Source organism: Mycobacterium sp. NGS67 (assembly GCF_059812185.1).
In genome coordinates, this window is the sequence record NZ_JCALCF010000083.1 from 1 (window position 1) to 680 (window position 680).

General features: G+C 59.9%; 1 pseudogene. It reads left to right on the top strand.

Going from position 1 to position 680, the window contains the following annotated elements:
- Positions 1-129: 129 nt before the first annotated feature.
- Positions 130-680 (top strand): annotated as a pseudogene (locus tag AC5Y4D_RS27325) (PPE family protein); the annotation flags it as partial.

Consider the following 680-nt stretch of genomic DNA (forward strand, 5'->3'; position numbering starts at 1 on the left):
GGTATGCGCAATTTGGGCAACAGCATCTCGGGTGCGTTCAATGTGAGTTCGTTGGACGCGGCGTCGGCGGCGGTGGTTTCGGGCATCGGCAACGTGGGCAGCGAGGTTTCGGGGTTCTTCCACAACGCGGTGAACGACTTCACCACCTTCAGCATCGGCCTGGGCAACCAGGGTGGGCTGAATCTGGGTGGGGGCAATATCGGCGAGTTGAACTTCGGCTTCGGCAATGTGGGCGGGGTCAACTTTGGTGGCGGCAACCTGGGCGACTTCAACTTCGGTTTCGGTGATCTGGGGAGTAACAACTTCGGGTTCGGCAACCTCGGTGACGGCAATATCGGCTTCGGTAACTCCGGCAGCGGCAACATCGGTTTCGGCAATACCGGTAACGGCAACATCGGTTTCGGTAACTGGGGTGATGGCAACCGCGGTTTTGCCAACTGGGGTGATTACAACTCCGGGATCGGGTTGCTCGGGAGCGGCAACGTCGGTTTCGGCGGGTTGAATGCGGGCACCGACAACATCGGGCTGTTCAACTCCGGTCACGGTAACCGCGGCTTTTTCAACTCCGGTACCGGTAACACCGGTATCGGCAACGCCGGTGACTACAACACCGGTATCGGCAACACCAGCATCGCCAACACCGGTATCGGCAACACCGGCAGCTACAACACCGGCATCGG